The 17,033-nt window shown below is 21.4% G+C and carries 16 protein-coding genes and 3 tRNA genes; 9 read left to right on the top strand and 10 right to left on the bottom strand.

Annotated features, from left to right (window positions below; genetic code table 11):
* Window positions 1-20: 20 nt before the first annotated feature.
* A tRNA-Ser gene (locus AB4W52_RS01200) sits at window positions 21-105 on the bottom strand.
* Window positions 106-299: 194 nt separating this feature from the next.
* On the opposite strand from AB4W52_RS01200, the gene AB4W52_RS01195 reads away from it, so the two are divergent.
* A tRNA-Cys gene (locus AB4W52_RS01195) sits at window positions 300-372 on the top strand.
* 33 nt (window positions 373-405) lie between these two features.
* Window positions 406-492: transfer RNA gene (locus AB4W52_RS01190), tRNA-Leu, on the top strand.
* A gap of 10 nt (window positions 493-502) precedes the next feature.
* Here AB4W52_RS01190 and AB4W52_RS01185 read toward each other — a convergent pair.
* A complete protein-coding gene (locus AB4W52_RS01185) occupies window positions 503-1,516 on the bottom strand; it encodes a methyltransferase (RefSeq protein WP_367675140.1) in 1,014 nt (337 codons plus the stop codon).
* A gap of 202 nt (window positions 1,517-1,718) precedes the next feature.
* Here AB4W52_RS01185 and minC point away from each other — a divergent pair, with 202 nt between their 5' ends.
* Genes minC through minE form a run of 3 tightly spaced genes read left to right on the top strand, consistent with a single transcriptional unit; the run spans window position 1,719 to window position 3,506 of the window.
* Entirely contained in the window at window positions 1,719-2,405 is a 687-nt protein-coding gene (gene minC / locus AB4W52_RS01180) for a septum site-determining protein MinC (protein WP_367675139.1), read from the top strand.
* A gap of 34 nt (window positions 2,406-2,439) precedes the next feature.
* A complete protein-coding gene (gene minD, locus AB4W52_RS01175) occupies window positions 2,440-3,252 on the top strand; it encodes a septum site-determining protein MinD (protein WP_367675138.1) in 813 nt (270 codons plus the stop codon).
* A gap of 2 nt (window positions 3,253-3,254) precedes the next feature.
* A complete protein-coding gene (minE, locus tag AB4W52_RS01170; protein ID WP_367675137.1) occupies window positions 3,255-3,506 on the top strand; it encodes a cell division topological specificity factor MinE in 252 nt (83 codons plus the stop codon).
* Window positions 3,507-3,553: 47 nt separating this feature from the next.
* Here the strand turns inward: minE and tsaB are convergent, their stop codons facing one another.
* The 5 genes from tsaB to zwf all read right to left on the bottom strand — a co-directional run bounded on the left by tsaB (window position 3,554) and on the right by zwf (window position 9,121).
* Window positions 3,554-4,210 carry a tRNA (adenosine(37)-N6)-threonylcarbamoyltransferase complex dimerization subunit type 1 TsaB gene (tsaB, locus tag AB4W52_RS01165; RefSeq protein ID WP_367675136.1) on the bottom strand — a complete coding sequence of 219 codons (657 nt, stop codon included), beginning with the start codon at window positions 4,208-4,210 and terminating at the stop codon, window positions 3,554-3,556.
* 80 nt (window positions 4,211-4,290) lie between these two features.
* Complete coding sequence (locus AB4W52_RS01160) at window positions 4,291-5,838, bottom strand: TerC family protein (protein WP_367675135.1); 1,548 nt, start codon at window positions 5,836-5,838, stop codon at window positions 4,291-4,293.
* Window positions 5,839-6,023: 185 nt separating this feature from the next.
* Complete coding sequence (gene cspC, locus AB4W52_RS01155) at window positions 6,024-6,236, bottom strand: cold shock-like protein CspC (RefSeq protein WP_367675134.1); 213 nt, start codon at window positions 6,234-6,236, stop codon at window positions 6,024-6,026.
* A 250-nt stretch (window positions 6,237-6,486) separates the two neighbouring features.
* Complete coding sequence (gene htpX, locus AB4W52_RS01150; RefSeq protein WP_367675133.1) at window positions 6,487-7,371, bottom strand: protease HtpX; 885 nt, start codon at window positions 7,369-7,371, stop codon at window positions 6,487-6,489.
* 277 nt (window positions 7,372-7,648) lie between these two features.
* Entirely contained in the window at window positions 7,649-9,121 is a 1,473-nt protein-coding gene (gene zwf / locus AB4W52_RS01145) for a glucose-6-phosphate dehydrogenase (RefSeq protein WP_367675132.1), read from the bottom strand.
* 244 nt (window positions 9,122-9,365) lie between these two features.
* Between zwf and pyk the strand changes: the two genes are divergently transcribed.
* From pyk to AB4W52_RS01130, 3 genes are read left to right on the top strand one after another with little or no spacing between them, the layout of a single operon-like run.
* Window positions 9,366-10,814, top strand: coding sequence for a pyruvate kinase (gene pyk, locus AB4W52_RS01140; protein ID WP_367675131.1), 1,449 nt, complete (start codon window positions 9,366-9,368; stop codon window positions 10,812-10,814).
* Window positions 10,815-10,870: 56 nt separating this feature from the next.
* The gene (locus tag AB4W52_RS01135; protein WP_367675130.1) at window positions 10,871-11,578 is read left to right on the top strand and encodes an ATP-binding cassette domain-containing protein; all 708 of its coding nucleotides are present in this window, start codon (window positions 10,871-10,873) and stop codon (window positions 11,576-11,578) included.
* Window positions 11,579-11,617: 39 nt separating this feature from the next.
* Entirely contained in the window at window positions 11,618-12,409 is a 792-nt protein-coding gene (locus AB4W52_RS01130; RefSeq protein ID WP_367675129.1) for a metal ABC transporter permease, read from the top strand.
* Between the two features lie 69 nt (window positions 12,410-12,478).
* On the opposite strand, the gene aspS is transcribed toward AB4W52_RS01130, so the two are convergent.
* The 3 genes from aspS to trxB form a co-directional block, all read right to left on the bottom strand.
* Window positions 12,479-14,185, bottom strand: coding sequence for an aspartate--tRNA ligase (gene aspS, locus AB4W52_RS01125; protein WP_367675128.1), 1,707 nt, complete (start codon window positions 14,183-14,185; stop codon window positions 12,479-12,481).
* Between the two features lie 124 nt (window positions 14,186-14,309).
* The gene (gene infA, locus AB4W52_RS01120) at window positions 14,310-14,525 is read right to left on the bottom strand and encodes a translation initiation factor IF-1 (protein ID WP_367675127.1); all 216 of its coding nucleotides are present in this window, start codon (window positions 14,523-14,525) and stop codon (window positions 14,310-14,312) included.
* Window positions 14,526-14,575: 50 nt separating this feature from the next.
* On the bottom strand, window positions 14,576-15,544 hold the full coding sequence (trxB, locus tag AB4W52_RS01115) for a thioredoxin-disulfide reductase (protein ID WP_367675126.1): 969 nt from the start codon (window positions 15,542-15,544) through the stop codon (window positions 14,576-14,578).
* Window positions 15,545-15,736: 192 nt separating this feature from the next.
* Here trxB and serS point away from each other — a divergent pair, with 192 nt between their 5' ends.
* Window positions 15,737-17,026 (top strand): serine--tRNA ligase, encoded by a 1,290-nt coding sequence (gene serS, locus AB4W52_RS01110; protein ID WP_367675125.1) that lies wholly within the window; start codon window positions 15,737-15,739, stop codon window positions 17,024-17,026.
* The last annotated feature ends 7 nt before the right edge of the window (window positions 17,027-17,033 follow it).

Raw genomic sequence — 17,033 nt, 5'->3', positions numbered from 1 at the left:
TTTTTTTTTTGTTTTGCTTTTGGAGGGAGAGGGATTCGAACTCTCGGACAATTTCTTGTCGGCGGTTTTCAAGACCGCTGCCTTAAACCACTCGGCCACCCCTCCGCGTATGATAAAAAAATATTTTGCTAAAATATTTTTAAACATTATTAATAATATACTTTATCTAAAATCTTGTAAAGAATATTTTTAATCGTTAAAAATAAAATTTTTATGAATTAAAAAGATTTATTGACATTTTATAAGTATTTGTTATATATATATAAACAGTTTAAATTAAGAAGTAAGAAAAAAATTTTGGTGCATTGGCAGATTGGCGTTATGCAGCGGATTGCAAATCCGTATAACTCGGTTCGATTCCGAGGTGCACCTTCCTTCTTAAATTTTTTTTGAAAGTTTTTTAATACCCGAATGGTGGAATTTGGTAGACACAAGGGACTTAAAATCCCTCGGTTATTTATAACTTTGCGGGTTCAAGTCCCGCTTCGGGTAAAATTTTTATTTATTTCCAACCTTGGTATACTGTGAAATTATTTTTTTTTTTAAGAATATTATATTTTTTAAAATTTTTTTTAAAATATTTTAAACAAGGAATAGAATTGTTAACGACTATTCTTAATTCTCCATTTTTTTTTAGATATAATTTCGATTCAAAAATAATCTTTTTTATGAAAAACGTTGTTTTTTTAAAATTTTTATGAATAGGTGGATTAGATATAATAATATTGAATCTTTCTTTTATATTTGAATATATATCACTAATTTTTAATAAAATTTTTAAATTATTTAATAAAAAATTTTTTTTACAGCATTTTAAAGCGGTGAAACAGTTTTCAGAAGCTATTATTTTATTTTTTTTTACAATTTTTTTAACAGCTATAGATAAAATTCCAGATCCTGCACATAAATCTAAAATTTTTTTATTAAAAAATTTATTTTTATAAAATGTAGATATTAATAATTCACTTCCAGAATCAATTTTTTGATATCCGAAAACTCCAGGTAAAAAATAAAGAGGAATATTATTCCAGTAATTTATTTTATAATATTTATTTAAGTTAAAAAAAATTTTATTTTTAATTTTTTTATAATAAAAAATAGATTTTTTCCCGTAAATATATTTTTTAAAATTAATTTTTTTCTTTAAAGATATCATGAAACTTTTAATTCCACTTTTGTTTTCTCCAATAATAAAAATTTTTTGTTTTTTTTTCAAAATTGAAATAATTTTTTTTATATGAAAATAAACTTCTTTTTTATTTTTTGAAAAAAAATAAATAATAGTATTACAATTTTTTATCATTTTTTTTTTCACTAAAAAATTTAAAAAAATATTTTTTTTTTTAATTTTTTGTATATATTTTAAGGAATCATATTTTTGAATGTGTACAAAGCTTTCCTTTGTTTTTAAAATTTCTGGCAAAGAATCGTGTATATTACCAGAAAATAAAATTTTTTTATTCACAAACATTTTTTTGTGCCGTAATAATAATTTACTTGAATTATTAAGTTTCAAAAGATAAATCTCCTTAATAAAATAGAAAAAAATATTTATTTTATATATTAAAATATTTTTTTATTTTTTATATTTAAAAAATTTTTATTTTTTATTTTTTAAAAAAATATATAATTTAATATTAATTACATTAAAATATTTTTTTAAGAATTTAATAAAATATTTTTTATAAAAAAATAAAAAACTTTAAATAATAATTATTATGAATTTAAAATATGAAAAAATACCTATAAAATTAAAAGGAAGTATTTTTACAACTTTAGTATTATACTTAAACAGTAATAAAATAAATATTATTAATTATTTTTTAAAACAAGAAATAAAAAAATCTCCAGAATTTTTTAAAAATGCTCCAATTATTATTAATTTATCTTTATTACCTAAATACTCTAATTGGAATGAAATTCAAGAATTAATTATTTCCTATGGTTTAAAAATTATAGGAATTGTAGGTTGTCATGATTTTTATTTAAAAAATATTATTCAGAAATCAGGATTACCAATTTTTTCAAATACTAAAAATTTAGTTGAAAAAAAAAAAAAAAATAGTAAAAAGAAATTTTATAAAAGCATTTTTTATGAAAATACAATTCATTCTGGACAAACTATTTATTCAAAAAAATCAGATTTGATTATAATTAATAATGTAAATGAAGGAGCAGAATTAATTTCTGATGGAAATATTCATGTATATGGAAAATTGTGTGGAAGAGCTTTAGCTGGTGCTCATGGAGATCGTACAAGAAGAATTTTTTGTACAAATTTATGTTCTGAGTTATTATCTATTTCTGGAGAATATTGTTTAATGGATGCTATTCCGAAAAAGATTTTTAATAAATCAGCTCAAGTTATTTATAAAAATGGAATGGTAAAAATAAAAAAGTTATAATTATCATTTAAATTTTTTAAGGAAAATAAAAATTATGGCTCGAATTATTGTTGTTACATCTGGAAAAGGAGGTGTTGGAAAAACAACTTCAAGTGCATCTATTTCTACCGGTTTAGCACAGAATGGAAAAAAAACTGTAGTAATTGATTTTGATGTAGGTTTAAGAAATTTAGATTTAATTATGGGATGCGAACGTCGAGTAGTATACGATTTTATTAATATAATTCAAGGAGAATCTACTGTTAGTCAAACTTTGATTAAAGATAAAAATACAAAAAATTTATTTATTTTACCAGCTTCACAAACGAAAGATAAAGATTCATTAACATATAAAGGAGTTTCTCTCGTTTTTCAAGAATTATTAAATATGAATTTTGAATTTATAATTTGTGATTCTCCTGCTGGAATAGAAAGAGGGGCTTTACTAGCTTTATATTTTGCTGATGAAGCAATTATTACAACTAATCCAGAAATTTCTTCCGTACGCGATGCAGATAGAATTTTAGGAATTATTGCATCTAAATCAAAAAGATCAGAAAATAAAAATAAAAAACCTGTTAAAGAGTATTTATTATTAACAAGATATTCTCCTGAAAAAGTTCACTCTGGAGATATGTTAAGTATGGAAGATGTTTTAGATATTTTAAGAATTCAATTGATCGGTGTTATTCCAGAAGATTCTTGTGTTTTAAGATCATCAAATCAAGGTATTCCAATTATATTAAATTTAGAATCGAATTCAGGACAAGCGTATCAAGATGTTGTTCAAAGATTATTAGGAAAAAAACTTCCTCATAGATTTGTTGAACAAAAGAAAAATTTTTTTCAACGTTTATTTGGACGATAATTATGACTTTATTAGACTTTTTTTTATCTAAAAAAAAAAAAACTGCATTTGTTGCAAAAAAAAGATTACAAATAATTATTGCCGAGCAAAAAAAAAGTAATTTTCAGCCAGATTATATTCCACAATTAAAAAAAGATATATTAAAAGTAATTTGTAAATATATAAATATTGATCAAAATTCTATTACGGTGCAATTAGAACAAAAAAAAAAAAATATTTCTATACTAGAACTTAATGTAAAATTACCTAATTAATTTAACAAGAAAAAATAAAAAAATATTTTATAATTTGATAAAAAAATTTATATAAATTTATTATTTAAATAATTTGGTAATATTATTTTTTGAATTTTTTTTTTATTTTTTATATCTTTTAAAGCTAAAGGTATCATATCTAACGCTTTGGGATAATTAATATTAGGAATAAATTGATTCAAATTAATTTTTTTTAATATATATGAATTTAAATTTCCAATAATTTTCCATTTTTTTTTTGTTTTTTGAATTTTTTTTAATGCAGATTTATAAGAAATATATAATTCTTTTTTTTTTAGATTCCATTTTTTGTTATTAAAAAAATATTTTCCCCAATATATTTTTTTTTTGTTAGCTTGAATGACAATAATAAAATTTTTATATAAAGTTTTTCTTTTTGCTTGTTCTGCTAAAATTTTTAAGGTAGAAATACCAATTAATGGGATGTTTAATCCAGTAGAAAAACCGTGTGCAATGTTAATTGATATTCTAATTCCTGTAAAAGAACCTGGACCTATTGAAACTGCTATATAATCAATTTCTTTTAAAGAAATTGATGTTTTTAGTAAAATTTTATTAATAATACTCATAATTATCTGACTATGATTATTATAAGAAAATTTATATAAAAAATTTATTTGTTTGTTATTTTTAATAGCAACTGAACATATTTTATTTGTGCTTTCAAGGGTTAATAATTTCAATTTTTTTATTTCCAAAATTTTAAATGTAATTTTTATATAATTTATTCATGTTTAAATTCATGAATAAATTATATTTTTTTTTATTTTTTTTTTGTAATTCGAATTAATTCTATTTTATAACGTTTTACTTTAAGAACATTAAAATAAAAAGAGGAAATTTTGATAATATCTCCTGGAATTGGCATAGAACCTTTTTTTTCAATTAATAATCCTGCTATTGATGCATGAATAATTTTTTTTTTCATCAAAGGTTTTATATTTAATAATTGTTGTAAAGAGTTTAAATCTGTATGTCCTTTTACAAGCCAACTATTTTTTTCTTTTACAATATCAGGAGTTTCATCTACATCTGGAAAGTTTCCTGCAATAGCTTTTAAAAAATCTAAAGGAGTAATTAATCCTTGAATTACGTTAAATTTATTTATAACAATAATGATATTTCCTCGAGATTTTTTTAATATTTTTAATAAATAAATAGGATTGATATCTTCTGAAATAATGATAGGTAAATTTTTTAATGCACATTTTTCTATATTTTTTTTATTTTCAATAGCATTTAAACATTCTTTAGCATGAACAACTCCAATTAAGCGATCTAATTCTCCTTCACAAATAGGGAAAATGTTATGTGGAGTGTCTAATATTTTTTTTTTAATTTTTGATTTAGATGTATTAATATTTATCCAAGAAATTTCTGTTCTTGGAGTCATGATGCTTTTTATAGGTCTGATTGCTAAATTTAACAGACTATAAATCATATATTGTTCTTCTTTATCAAATGTCATATCAAGAGAAGAATTTTTATTTTTTTTTTCATTTATTGAGTGTAAAAATTTTTTATTTTTTTTTCTTTCATTTTTCAAAATTTTAAAAATTTTTTCTAATATTCTTATTCTAATTGGTCTACTATATTGATATAAAGAAAGATTATATTTAGAGAATTGATTAAAAAATTCAACAAATATTGCAAAGAAGATAGAGAAATATAAATAATTTTTAGGAACAATTAATTTAAAAGCCTCTAAAATTAAACTTACACCAATCATAAATAAGAAACTTAAACATACAATAAAAATTGTATGGTATTTATCCATAAATTTTTTTAATGGTTTTGCAACTAATAACATAAAAAGCATCGATATTGTTACTGCAATACTCATTAAAATTATATTATTCATTATTCCAATTGCTGTAATAATTGAATCTAATGAAAAGATTACATCTAAAAGAACTAATTGAAAAACTATAGACCATAATTTTGAATACTTTTTTTGTATTATTATTCTTTTATTTGTATGGAATGCTTTGTTATATAATTCAAAGAAAGCCATTGAAGATAAAAATAATCCACCAGAAAGTAAAATAACTTGTCGTACAGAACAAGTAAAATATTTACTTGAATAAAAAGGATTTTTTAAAGATGCTGACCAAGAAAGAAGTGATAGAAAAACTATTCTTATACATAAAGAAAGAAGTACACCTAAAATTCTTGCTTGTTTTCTATGTTGAGGAGGTAATTTTTTTACTAAAATAGTTAAAAAAATTAGATTATCCAGACCTAAAACCACTTCAATAGTTATTAATATTAATAAGTTCATGAAAGTAGACGGGTCTAAAGGCAATCCCATTAAATACTCCATAAAATAAAAAATAATTTTATTTAATTATAATATTTTAGTTTAGTGAATAAAATATATTAAATGTGTATTAATATATTTAAATAATTTATTGAAACCTCCGTATTCTACCAGAGGTCTTTTAAAAATTTTTAATGTTTATAAAAAATTTTTAATAAAATCTTAATAAATAATTTTTATTGAATTGTAAAAACATTAATTGCAGAAGGACCTTTTTGTCCTTCTTGTATTTCAAATTCGACGTTTTGTCCTTCAGATAAAGTTTTAAATCCTTCTCCTTGAATTGAAGAAAAATGCACAAAAACATCTTTACTACCATCTTCAGGAGTAATAAATCCAAAACCTTTTGCTTCGTTAAACCATTTTACCTGACCTTTAATTTTTGACATATTTGTTTTCCTCTAAAAATTTATTTTTTTCAAATGTTTTAAAAAGTTTATAAAGAATCTATTTTATTATTTTAAATAATTTAAAAGAATTTTTTTTAAATAAATAAAAAATTAATTTCTTTATAAACAATTTAATTAATTCTCATATAATAGAGGATTTTTTATGAAAAAACAATGTTTAACATATGTCATGATTTATTAAAATATTTTTATATTTTGTAAAAAATAAATTTCTTTTAAAATAAAATAATTACATATATTTTTTTTTATTTAGTGCTTTTATTCTAGTATTTATCGGAGGGTGTGAAGCAAGAAGATAAAAAAAATTATTTATAGATCCATTAATACATAAAGCATTAACATTTTTTGGTTCATTGATAAGATATGCATGATATTCTAATGTTTTTAAAGCAGCAATCATATTTTCGATGCTGGATAGTTTTGCAGCTCCTGCATCTGCATAAAATTCTCTTTTTCTAGAAAACCACATAGTAATAAAACTCGCTAATATTCCAAAAATTATTTCTAAAAATAATGTTATATAATAATGATATCCTATTTTACGTTGACGCAAATTTTCAGATGTATTATCTTCTCCAAATATCATAGAACAAAACATATGAGATAATCCGTTAGATAAAAATATTGTAAAAGTATTTAAAATTCCTTGTAGTAAAGTCATTGTTACCATATCTCCGTTGGAAATATGGGATATTTCATGAGCAATGACAGCTTCTAATTCATTTTTACGCATTTTATGTAATAATGCTGTTGAAACAGCAACTACAGATGAATTTTTTGTTGCTCCTGTAGCAAAAGCATTGAAACTATCAGAATCATATATGGCAAATTCTGGAGTTTTTAAATTTAATTTTGATGCTTGTTTTTTAATTTTTTTAAACGCCCATTTTTCTCTATCATTTGCAGGATCAGTAATAATTTTCCCTCCAACAGAAAACAAAGCGATTCTCTTGGATAATAAAAGTGAAATTATTGCTCCCCCAAATCCCGTCAGAAAAGTCGAAACAATTACAAAGAAAAAAACGTAAATATTTAATTTAATGAAAAGTCCTAGAATAAACAGTATACTTACAATTGATAAGTTCGTTAATAAAAATAAAAAAATTCTTATCATAAATTCTCCTATTTAAAAATTATTTGAATATTGTATTTTTATTGAATTTTTATATTTTTATTTTTAATTTTTTATAAAAAATAACACTTTATAAATTATATTTTTATTATATAATTTATTTTTTTATAAAATTTTTATCAAAAAAAATTTTCATAAAATATAAAATATATTATATGAAAAATATATTTTAATAATTTTATTAAAAATATAAAAAAATCATTTCATAGTTTTTTTTTTTTTTTTNNTTTTTTTTTTTTTTTTGAAAAAATAATTTGAGTTAAGAAACTATATTGTTCCAATTTCTATGATCGTTTCTTAACATCTTTTCAGAAGATTCAGGACCCCATGTTCCTGCTTGATATAATTCTAATTTAGATTTATTTTTTATCCAAGAATTTATGATAGAATCGATCCATTCCCATGATGCTTCTATTTCTTTTCTACTGACAAATAATGATTGTATTCCTAAAGAACACTCTAACAATAATCTTTCATATGAATCACATAAACGTAAATTTTTAAAACTTTTTTTATAGTCAAACGGAAGTTTAATTTCTTTTAATTTATAATTAGAATCTAATCCGGGAATTTTATTTACAAGAAAAATATCAATTCCTTCATTAGGTTGTAATCGAATTACGATTTTATTTAAAGGAATATTTTTCATATCTTTTCTAATTATATGATTATTCATCGGTTTAAAGTAGATAGCTATTTCTGAATGTTTAATTGGTAATCTTTTACCAGTTCTTAAGTAAAAAGGAACTCCGATCCATTCTGGGCTATCTATATTCACTTTAATTGCAACAAATGTTTCTGTTTGACTAGTTTTTATAGCACCTATTTCATTTATATATCCAGGCATTTTTTTATTGTTTAAAAAGCCTTCAGAATATTGTCCTCTAACTGTTAATAAATCAATATTTTTATAATCAATTTTTCTTAATGATTTTAAAATTTTTAATTTTTCTTTCCTAATAGTTTGTGTTTTTAAATCTTGTGGAGGAGACATAGCTATAATTGATAATATTTGTAATAAGTGATTTTGAATCATATCTCTTGTTTGTCCGATTTTATCAAAATAACCCCATCTTCCTTCTATTCCTATTTTTTCTGCAACAGTAATTTGTATATGGTCAATAGTTTTTTTATTCCAGTTGTTAAAAAAAATAGAATTATAAAATTTTAATGCAATTAAATTTAAAATAGTTTCTTTACCTAAATAATGGTCTATTCTAAAAATTTGTTTTTCTGTAAAATATTTCCCTACTTTATTGTTAATTTCTTTTGAAGTTTTTAAAGAATTTCCAATTGGTTTTTCTAGAATGACTCGATCTTGAGAAGAATTAAAATGATATTTTCCTAAACCTTTACAAATTTTTCCAAAAGTGTTTTGAGGCATAGCAAAATAATGAATAATTTTTTTTTTTTTTGATAGAATTTTTTTTAATTTATAAAAATTAGAAATTTTATTAACATCAATATTACAAAAATATAATCTAGATTTAAATTGTTTCCATACTTTTTTGTTGATTTTTTTTTTAAAAAATTTTTTAATTGAATGCTTTACTATTTTTATATATTCTTTTCTATTCCATTCTGCTCTTCCAACACCAATAATTCTTGTATTTTTACAAATTTTTTCAGAAATTTCTAATTGATATAAAGATGGAATAAGTTTTCTATTAGATAAATCTCCTTTGGCTCCAAAAATTACTAAATCATATGCTAGATTTTTTTTATAAAACACTATTTATTCCTTATTTTATTCTTTTATTGTTAAATAGTAAAATTGCTTGTTAATTAAATTATATTATATATTATATATAGAGTTTATTATTTGATAATATAATATTTATCAAAAAATAATTATTAAATATATATAATATTTTTGAACTTAAATTTGACTACAGTATTAAAATATAACAAAAATAAAATTTTTTTAATTTATTTTAATTTAAAGAAATTATGATAAATTTTAAAGGCTATTTATTATGAAAAATAGTATCAGAAGAACAAAAATCGTAGTTACATTAGGACCATCAACAGATTCAGATAAAGTTTTAAGAAAAATAATTTTATCTGGTGCGAATGTTTTAAGATTAAATTTTTCGCATGGTACAGAAAAAGAACATTATAAAAGAATTTCAAAAGCTATTAAAATTATTGAGGATACTAAAAGTAATGTAGCTATTTTAGGAGATTTACAAGGACCAAAAATTAGAATATCTAAATTTATAAATAACCAAATATTTTTAAAAAAAGGAGATTTTTTTACATTAGATTACAATTATAAAAAAAAATTAGGTAATAAAAAAAATATAGGATTTAATTATAAAAATTTACCTAAAGATTTAAAAATTAATGATATTCTACTATTAGATGATGGGAAAATACAATTAATAATTTTAAATGTTAATAATATAAAAATTTTTACGAAAGTTTTAATTGGAGGAATATTAAAAAATAATCAAGGAATTAATAAATTGGGAGGAGGATTAAACGCTGGATCTATAACTAAAAAAGATAAAAAAGATATCTTAATTGCATCTAAAATAAAGGTAGATTATTTAGCTATTTCTTTTCCAAAATCAGCGAAAGATTTACAAAAAGCAAGAAAATTAATGAATAAAGTAGGTAATCAAGCTAAAATTATTGCAAAAATTGAAAGAGCAGAAGCTGTAAAATCAGATAAAGTTATTGAAGAAATAATATTAGCTTCAGATGCTATTATGGTTGCACGTGGAGATTTAGGTATTGAAATTGGAGATGCTGAATTAGCTGGTATGCAAAAAAAATTAATTCGTACAGCTCGAAGATTAAATAGAGTTGTGATTACTGCTACACAAATGATGGAATCAATGAATTTTAATCTTGTTCCTACTCGAGCGGAAGTTATGGATGTAGCAAATGCTGTTTTAGATGGAAGTGATGCTGTTATGTTATCTTCTGAAACAGCTTCTGGAAATAATCCTGTTGAAACAGTTAGAACTATGGCAAAAGTATGTCAAGGAGCTGAGAAAGTTCCTAGTATCAATATTTCTAAACATCGTATAAATATCTCTTTTGATAGTATTGAAGAAATAGTTTCTATGTCTGCAATGTATTCAGCAAATCATTTAAAAGGTGTAAAAGCTATTATTACAATGACAGAATCAGGAAAAACAGCTTTAATTACATCTAGAATTAGTTCAGGATTGCCAATTTTTGCTTTATCTAAGAATAAAAAAACTTTACGTTTAACTTCTTTATATAGAGGTGTTACACCAATCTTTTTTAATACAAAAAATAAAGGTTTGTTAGCTTCACAAGAAGCGATAAAATTATTATATAAAAAAAAATTTTTAAAGTTGAACGATATAGTTATTATTACTCAAGCAGATTTAAAAGGAATTACTGGAAATACAAATACTAGTCGAATTTTAGTAGTCAAAGATTTATAAAGTTATTAAAATATGTGAAAAATTTTATCAAATAAGAAAATTAGAGAGAGAGAATTTTGATTATTTTAAAAAATATTTGTTTTAAAAAAAATCAAATTAATATATTAGAAAACATATCTTTTGTTTTCAAAAAAAATAAAATAATTACATTAATTGGTCCTAATGGAGCTGGAAAATCTACATTAATTCAAATTATTTTAAAATTAATACCTCCTACGTTTGGACAAGTTATTTATACTGAAAAAAAACGTATAGGATATATTCCACAAAATTTTTACTTTCATACTCCTTTTCCTATAACAGTTCATAGATTTATGAAATTAACCAGACAATATACTGATGATTATATTTTACATAATTTAGAAAAGATAGGAGCACAAAAATTAATTTATCGAAATTTGAATAGTTTATCTGGAGGAGAAATTCAAAAAATTTTATTAACTTATGCGATGCTAAACAAACCTGAATTTTTAGTTTTAGATGAACCAACACAAGGCATAGATGTTTCTGGCCAAATAAAATTATATAATTTGATTGAAAAAATAAAAAAATATTTAAAATGTTCTATTTTAATGGCATCACATGATTTAAACTTTGTTATGCGTAAAACAGATATAGTTATTTGTTTGAATAAACATATTTGTTGTTCAGGTACTCCAAAAATAATTGCAAAAAATAAAAATTTTATAAAAATTTTTGGAAAATTAGAAAGAAGAAAATTTGCTTTTTATAAGCATAAACATAATCATAAACATAATTTTTAAAATATTTTCATGAAAACTCATTATAAGGTGTAAATTTTTATGAATGAAAATTTATTTTTTGCATGGATTATTGGAGTTTTTATGATTTGTTTAACTAGCCCGATAGGATCTTTAATAGTTTGGAAAAGAATGTCTTTTTTAGGGGATTCTTTATCTCATGCATCTATTTTAGGTATATCTCTTAGTTACATGATAAATATAGATTATTTTTATATAAATTTTTTTTTAATATTCATTTTTTTGTTATTGATTCTTTTAATAGAAAAATATTCTTATATAAAAATTGATGCTACAATTAATATATTAACAAATATTTCTCTATCTTTAGGTTCTATTTTTTTAAATTGTATTTCAAAAAATAAAAAAATAGATATTCCTCATTATTTTTTTGGAGATTTTTCTCATATTTTTATATATGATGTCTTTAAAATTTTTTTAATAAGTTGTACAATTTTAATTGTGTTAAAAATTTTTTGGGAAAATTTTTTATTAATTACTATTAGTTCAGAATTAGCTCAAATACAAGGAGTAAATATTTTTTTTATGAGATTTTTATTAATGTTTATTATTTCTTTTGTTGTTTGTTTAGCAATGAAATTTTTTGGTGTATTATTAATGACATCTTTATTGATTATACCCATTTCTATTTCTCAAAGATTTTCTTCATCTCCTGAGAATTCTGTAATTATATCTTTTATAATTAGTTTGTTTGCATTCACATTTGGTTTATTTATTTCATTTTATTTTGATTTTCTTATCAGTCCAGTCATTGTTTTATTTTTATCAATATTTTTTTTACTAAGTTTATTTTTGAAAAGTTCAAAAAATTGATTTTTTTAAAAAAAATTAAAAAATAAGTTTGAATAATAAAAGATTAAATTAAAAATTTTGTATTATTTATTAAATAATATGTGGTGCTCCTGTTGTTAAACAACGTGCAGAAGTAGTTTTAGGAAATGCGATTACATCACTAATGTTTACACTATTAGTTAATAACATAGTTATTCGATCTAATCCAAATGCAATTCCTGCATGAGGAGGAGTTCCATATTTTAAAGATCTTAAAAAAAATCCAAATTTTTCATTTTGTGTCTTTTTATTTAAACCTATAATATTAAAAATTACTTCTTGCATTTTTTTATTATGGATTCTTACCGACCCCCCTCCTATTTCTTGACCGTTAATTATCATATCATAAGATTTTGATAAAGCTTTCTCAGGATTTTGTATTAGTTGTTCTATATTTTCATTTAGAGGAGATGTAAAAGGATGGTGCATGGATTCAAAAAGATTTTTTTTATTTTTTTTAAATAAAGGAAAATCTGTTATCCAAAGAACTGACCAATCAAGTGGATTGATTATTTTGGAATCTTCAGCAATAATATTTCTTAATTTTCCACAAATTTTATTAATAGATTTAATATATCCATATATTATTATCATTAAATCGTCTTTTTTTATTTTATTCCTTTTTATTATTTTCTGTATCGAATATTCTTTTGTGTTATGAAAGATATTTTTTTGTGTATAATAATCAAAAATTTTTAATTTCTTAATTTGTATAATAAATACATGTTTAATGTTTTTTGTTTTTGCTTTTTTTATATATGAACGAATTTTTTTTGAATTTAATTGAATTCCATTAGGTATTTTTAAGGTAATAATTCTATGTTTTTTAATGTCAAAATTTTTAAATATATATTCATGATGAAATAAATCATGGACATCTATTAATTCTAATGAATTCCTTAAATCAGGTTTGTCTGTTCCAAATCTTTTCATAGATTCATAAAAAGAAATTTTTTGAATTTTTTTTAATTGAAAATTTTTTATTTGATACCATAAATTTTTAATCATTTTTTCCGTGAGCATACATATTTTTGATTCATCAAAAAATGATGCTTCTATATCAATTTGAGTAAATTCTGGTTGTCTATTTGCTCGTAAATCTTCATCACGGAAACATTTCACAATTTGATAATATCGATCTATTCCAGATATCATTAATAATTGTTTAAATAATTGTGGAGATTGTGGTAAAGCATAAAATTTTTTTAAATAAATACGACTAGGAACTAAATAATCTCTTGCACCTTCAGGAGTTGATCGAGTTAAAAAAGGTGTTTCAATATTCCAAAATTTATTTTTATTCATAAAATTAATAATATTCTTTACTATTAAATGTCTTATTTTTAAGTTATGAATAATTTTTGTTTGTCTGATATCTAAATATCGAAACTTTAATCTATTTTTTTGAGATGTTGAACAATTAATGTCAAAAGGTAATTTTTTTGAATAATTAAAAATTTTTAATTTTATTGCAAAAATTTCTATTTCTCCTGTTTTTATTTTTAGATTAATATTTTTACAAGAACGTTTTTTAACTTCTCCAAAAACTTGTATACAAGATTCTTTTTTTAATGTTTCTGCTAATTGAAATAATTTATTATTTTTAGAAATAAAGACTACTTGAATTATTCCTTCTCTATCTCTAACATCTACAAATAAAACTTTTCCAATATTTCTTTTTTTATTTACCCATCCACAAATAGTTAATTTTTTAGAGATATCTTGGATGTTAATGTCTCCGCAATAATGAGTTCGCATAGTACAATCCTAAAAGACTTTAGAAAAAAATTTCACAAAATTTATTTAATTAATTTTATAAATTTTCATAAATTAAAAAATTTTTTAAAATATAAGAAATTATAATAATATTTTTTAAAAGAATTTATCGACTACGAAAAATAATTCTCCCTTTAGTTAAATCATAAGGCGTTAATTCAACAGTAACTGTATCTCCTGTAAGGATTCTAATATAATTTTTTCTCATTTTCCCAGAAATATGCGCAGTAATAATATGTTTATTTTCTAATTCTACTCTAAACATAGTATTCGGCAATGTATCTATAACTTTTCCCTGCATTTCAATATTTTTTTCTTTCATCGTATTTGCCTATATCTTATTTTAAATATTTTTTTATCTTTTTTAATATTTTACATTTTTTTTAATGATTCTAAATATTTTTCCGCTTCAAGAGAAGCAATACAGCCACTAGAAGCAGCAACAACAGCTTGTTTATATGAATTGTATATAATATCTCCTGCGGCAAAAATTCCAGGAATATTAGTTTGTAAAGAATACTTTTTTGAATTTTTTAATGTAATATATCCATCTTTCATATTTATTTTTTTTGAAAATATTTTTGTATTAGGAGTATTTCCTATCGCTAAAAATAATCCAGAAACTTTAATTGTATATGTATGATCATTTAATGAATCTATTTTTATAGATTGCATTTTTTCTTTATTACCTATTATTTTTTTTATGACAGAATTTTTATGAAAAATAATTTTTTTTTCAGAAATTTTTTTGTATATTTTTTGAACTAAAATGTTCTCTGCTGTAAATTTTTCTCTTCTATGTATTAAATGTATTTTTTTAACAATATTAGATAAATATAAACATTCTTCTAAAGCAGTATTTCCTCCTCCAACAACAGCAATATCTTTTCCCTTATAAAAAAAACCATCACAAATAGCACAAGTAGATACACCTTTTCCAAGAAATAAAGATTCAGATTTTAATCCTAAATATTTTGGTGTTGATCCTGTTGCAATAATAATTGCATCTGTGTGATATATTTTATTCTCGCCAATTAGTTTAAATGGTTTTTTTTTTAACTTAATATTAATGATATGATCATGAATTATTTCTGTATGAAATTTTAATGCATGTTTTTTTAATCGATGAATAAAATTTTTTCCAGTTAAAGTTTTATAATCTCCAGGCCAATTTTCAATTATATTTGTATTCATTAATTGACCACCTGGATTATTTCCAGTAATAATTGTTGGATTAAGATTAGCACGTGACAAATATATTCCTGCAGTGTATCCTGCTGGACCGGAACCTAAAATAATAATTTTTTTATATATATATTTTTTTTTATTTTTTTTGTACATTATTTGAAATTCTAATTTTTTATATTAATATATATTTTTTTAAATTATAGTATAATATAATTGATTAAATTAATACATATAAAGATATTTAATATTTTATTTATAAAATATTATGAAATATATTTATACAAATACTTTCAAAAAAAATAAAAATAATATTTTAAAAAAAAATAATTTTTGTGCAAAATAAATATGATAAATCCAAAATTACTCAAAAAAGATATTAAAAATCTTTCATTAAAATTGTTAAAAAAAGGATTTCAATTAAATATTGAAAAATTTGAAAAATTAGAAAAAAAAAGAAAAAAAATACAAATAAAAACGGAAAATTTTCGATCAATTCAAAAAAAGTTATCTAAATTAATTGGAAAAAAAAAATTAAATATAGATGAACAAAATTTAAAAAAAGAATGTTGTCAACTAAGTTTAAAAATTAAAAAATATCACAAAAAATTAAAAAAAATTCAGAAAAAAATGTATTTTTTTTCTCTTGATATCCCAAATATCACTTTAGAAGATGTACCTTTTGGAAGAAAAAAAACTCAAAATAAAGTAATATATTCTTGGGGAAAGAAAAAAAAAATGGATTTTGTAATAAAAAATCACATAGAATTAGGAAATAAAATTAATTGTTTTGATTGGGAAACATCTGCAAAAATTTCAGGAACAAATTTTGTAATTATGAAAAAAAAAATTGCAAAACTCTATCGAGTATTAAGTCAATTTATGTTGGATTTGCATATTAATATACATAAATATAAAGAAATTTATGTTCCTTATATAGTTCATAAAAATAGTTTATATGGAACTGGACAACTTCCGAAATTTAGTTCAGATTTATTTAGTATTAATTCTTCAAAAGATTCTTCTAAAAAGAATAACTATTTTTTAATTCCTACAGCTGAAGTTCCGTTAATAAATTTAGTACAAAATAAAATTTTACAAACATCAAAATTTCCATATAAATTTGTTGCTAACACTCCTTGTTTTAGATCAGAATCCACTTCATATGGAAAAGATTTTAAAGGATTAATTCGTTTACATCAATTTGATAAAGTTGAATTAGTGCAAATTGTACTTCCAAAAAATTCTTACCAAGCATTAGAAGATATTACTCTGCATGCAGAAAAAGTTTTACAACTTTTAAAACTTCCGTATAGGAAAGTTCTTTTATGTACTGGTAAAACAAGCTTTTCATCAGCAAAAACATATGATTTAGAAGTATGGTTTCCATCGCAAAATTCTTATCGTGAAATTTCTTCTTGTTCTAATACACTTGATTTTCAAGCGCGAAGAATAAAATCAAGATATTTTGATGTTTTAAAAAATAAAAATGTTTATGTTCATACATTAAATGGATCAGCTTTAGCTATTGGAAGAACATTAGCTTCTATACTTGAAAATTATCAGCTCCAAGATGGATCTATTAAAGTGCCAAAAATTTTACGCAATTATATGAACGGGTTAAAATTTATTAAATAAACTATTA

Source organism: Buchnera aphidicola (Chaetosiphella stipae setosa) (genome assembly GCF_964059095.1).
Classification (GTDB): domain Bacteria; phylum Pseudomonadota; class Gammaproteobacteria; order Enterobacterales; family Enterobacteriaceae; genus Buchnera_J; species Buchnera_J aphidicola_BP.
The sequence above is the reverse complement of the archived record's forward strand: the minus strand, read 5'-3'. Positions and strand labels throughout refer to the sequence as shown.

Coding starts and splice junctions, on each gene's coding strand:
- minC (WP_367675139.1), top strand. CDS start 1,719: ATGAATTTAAAATATGAAAAAATACCTATAAAATTAAAAGGAAGTATT.
- minD (WP_367675138.1), top strand. CDS start 2,440: ATGGCTCGAATTATTGTTGTTACATCTGGAAAAGGAGGTGTTGGAAAA.
- minE (WP_367675137.1), top strand. CDS start 3,255: ATGACTTTATTAGACTTTTTTTTATCTAAAAAAAAAAAAACTGCATTT.
- AB4W52_RS01160 (WP_367675135.1), bottom strand. CDS start 5,838: ATGGGATTGCCTTTAGACCCGTCTACTTTCATGAACTTATTAATATTA.
- cspC (WP_367675134.1), bottom strand. CDS start 6,236: ATGTCAAAAATTAAAGGTCAGGTAAAATGGTTTAACGAAGCAAAAGGT.
- htpX (WP_367675133.1), bottom strand. CDS start 7,371: ATGATAAGAATTTTTTTATTTTTATTAACGAACTTATCAATTGTAAGT.
- pyk (WP_367675131.1), top strand. CDS start 9,366: ATGAAAAATAGTATCAGAAGAACAAAAATCGTAGTTACATTAGGACCA.
- AB4W52_RS01130 (WP_367675129.1), top strand. CDS start 11,618: ATGAATGAAAATTTATTTTTTGCATGGATTATTGGAGTTTTTATGATT.
- aspS (WP_367675128.1), bottom strand. CDS start 14,185: ATGCGAACTCATTATTGCGGAGACATTAACATCCAAGATATCTCTAAA.
- infA (WP_367675127.1), bottom strand. CDS start 14,525: ATGAAAGAAAAAAATATTGAAATGCAGGGAAAAGTTATAGATACATTG.
- trxB (WP_367675126.1), bottom strand. CDS start 15,544: ATGTACAAAAAAAATAAAAAAAAATATATATATAAAAAAATTATTATT.
- serS (WP_367675125.1), top strand. CDS start 15,737: ATGATAAATCCAAAATTACTCAAAAAAGATATTAAAAATCTTTCATTA.